The 2,729-nt window shown below is 66.0% G+C and carries 2 protein-coding genes; one reads left to right on the top strand and one right to left on the bottom strand.

Annotated features, from left to right (window positions below):
* Positions 1-110: 110 nt before the first annotated feature.
* Positions 111-983: a hypothetical protein gene (locus tag QZT63_RS07290; protein ID WP_290649884.1), complete on the bottom strand. Its 873-nt coding sequence runs from the start codon at positions 981-983 to the stop codon at positions 111-113.
* Positions 984-1,278: 295 nt separating this feature from the next.
* Between QZT63_RS07290 and QZT63_RS07285 the strand changes: the two genes are divergently transcribed.
* On the top strand, positions 1,279-2,729 hold a 1,451-nt coding region (locus tag QZT63_RS07285; protein ID WP_290649882.1), incomplete at its 3' end, for a glycerol-3-phosphate dehydrogenase/oxidase.

Raw genomic sequence — 2,729 nt, 5'->3', positions numbered from 1 at the left:
CAGCACGTCGGCCGTGTCGCCGCGTTCGCTGAGCGCCCTGACCAGCAGATCGACGGCGATGGGCGTGCCGCGTTCCTGATAGAAGGGGTGGGGCGCGGTGATGAGTATTTTCATGGTCCACTTGACCTGGCCAGGCGCTTGCGTTGCAAGCCGAACTGATTTCGCACAAACCGGGAGTTCTGCTGCAGATTCCCGAACATGGCCCATGGGGTGTTCGGATCCCTCAGCAGCGTGTGAAGTGCCGTGACCGGCGTCGAACGTGGGATATCAGTGTCCACGCGCACGCCGAAGGAGCCGATACGATTTTCCTCGCCGGGCAGATCCAGGGGGTCGCTTCCCCGAAGCACGCGCAGGCCTTGCTTGCGGGCGAGGCGAAACGGCGCCGGTTCGCCCCACCAGACCGGGCGCCCGCCGTTGTCACCCAGCAGCAGCGCGGCATTGGTAGCATGATCGACGATGAGGCGCTCCACGAGTCGCCCGCGTCGCCCCAGCCATTTGCCCACGCCCCAGGGAAGAACGATCAGGGCGTCAGCGGCCTGTCCGCGGGCAAGGATATCGTCCACATCGAGGCCATCGGGCAGACGTGTCTCGGTGTTGAGTAACAGCACTTCCAGGCGCTCCCGGCTACCGACCTGCTGGCCGGGAACAAACATCAGCGCCGGGGCGCCGTCACGTGTTGCTAGCACGCCGGGTGGCGAATCACCGGTCTTCCGCAGGGTCCAGCCAGGGATGTCCTGCTGTGGGTGGTCTGAGTCCAGTCGTTCCCGTAGACTTGCGAACCAGTGGGCCTCGCTGGTCTCGGCAAGCATGAGAACACCCAGTACCTCGGTATGGGCTGTGACCCCCATGCCGGCCGCCTCGCGCGCGACGTTGTCCGCCGCGGCATCGAGCACCGACGCGGTGGTGAAGCGCGGGTGAATGTGCACGTGCCCATCGATGAACACCATTTTCCAGGGCTGCTCCACGGGGATTTCCTCCAGCATGGCGTGCGGCTGTCGTCGAACTGCGACCCAAGAGCCCGTCCCACCCGGCTCGCTACGATCGCCCCAGTCCGATAGGCTCCTTGCCCATGCCACTGGCGCCCAACGTTATACGGATGATCCCGACGGGTATGTTCGGTAACGTACAGAGCCTGTGCAACGCCATCACTAGGCTGCTTCGTGGGTGCAATAAGAGCAGCGGATGGCGCCGGCGTCTTCGGCAACCGCCCCTGGTGGCGCACGAGCGGGCAGCCAGGGCGTGCAACGGAAGGCCACAGAATAAACAAGCGGGTAGGTAATGCGACGTGACGCCGAACGTCTTGAGACGACGGAGTTTGACCTCGCTGTCATTGGCGGCGGGATATATGGCGCATGCATTGCGAGGGATGCTGCGCTCCGGGGGTTGAAGGTGGCTCTGATCGAGCGTAGCGACTTTGGCGCGGGGACGTCGTTCAATTCGCTCAAGCTCATTCATGGCGGGTTCCGCTATCTCCAGAGCCTCGACTTCCGGCGCATACGCGAATCAGTCCGCGAGCGGCGCTACTGGCTCTGGGCCGCACCGCACCTGGTCCGGCCCCTGCGTTTCGTGATGCCAACCCACGGGTACGGCACGCGGGGGCCCGAGGCGCTGTGGGCGGGCCTGCGGCTTTACGGGCTGTTGTCGAAGGACCGGAACCGGGGCCTGGACTCCTCGCACCGCCTGCCCGGCGGTCGATTGCTGTCTCCGGAGGACTGCATGGCCGCCACGCCAGGCCTCCAGCCTGGCGGCTTAAGGGGGGGCGCCGAGTGGTACGATGCCCAGGTGCTCGATACCGAGCACCTGCTGCTGGAGTGCGTGAGGGACGCCGTCGATGCCGGTGCGGTCGCTGTCAACTATGTGGAAGCGCTGGGTTTGCGGACCGCCGCCAAGGGCGTGACCGGCGTGCGGTGTCGGGACCGCCTTGGTGATACGGCCTTCGATCTGCGGGCCCTGCTCACGGTGAACGCAACCGGGCCGTTTACCGGTGAGGCGGTGATGCCCGGCATGGATCACAAGCCGGCACTGGTTAAATCCATGAACCTCATTGTCCCGGAGCTCGCCCGGGGGTACGCGTTCGGCGTGAACAGTACGCCCGCTAACGCCGAGGATGGCCGGCGCCTGTTTTTTGTGACGCCATGGCGCGGCCTTTCCATAATCGGTACCAGTCACGCCGCCTACACCGGCGATCCGGACGCCTGCCGGTTCTCCGATGCGGACGTGAACACTTTTTTGGAAGAGATCAACACCGCCATGCCGCACTTGGGGCTCACGCGCGACGACGTGCTGTGGTGCTACGGCGGGCTCACGCCGGCGGAGCCTTCGGGGCGGAGGGCGCAGGCAGTGGCTTCGCATCGCGGCCAAATGATCGACCACGCGGCTGCGGGCGGTCACCAGGGGCTGATCAGCGTGGTCGGGGAGAAGTACACCACGGCGCGGGCCATGGCCGAACGGGTGGTCGATCTGGCGTTGAAGAAACTCGGCCGTGCGCCGCGCCCGTGCGCAGTCCTGTCGCGGAAGCTCCCCGGGGCGTCCGCGCCGCAAGGCCGTACGGAGCTCCTCGACGAACTCTGCACACGCGTTGCGCTACCCGCCTCCCCGGCGTTGCGTGAGCTCGTGGAAAGCTACGGCACGGCCTATCCGCGGGTTCTGGATGTCGGCGAGTGGCAGGCGCTGCGCGGTAGCGACGACGATCACCTGGAGCTCTACCGCCGGCGATGCCTGTACGGGAT

The sequence above is a fragment of the Aquisalimonas sp. genome (assembly GCF_007120195.1).
GTDB lineage: Bacteria > Pseudomonadota > Gammaproteobacteria > Nitrococcales > Aquisalimonadaceae > Aquisalimonas.
This window is presented reverse-complemented; position numbering and strand designations above follow the sequence as displayed.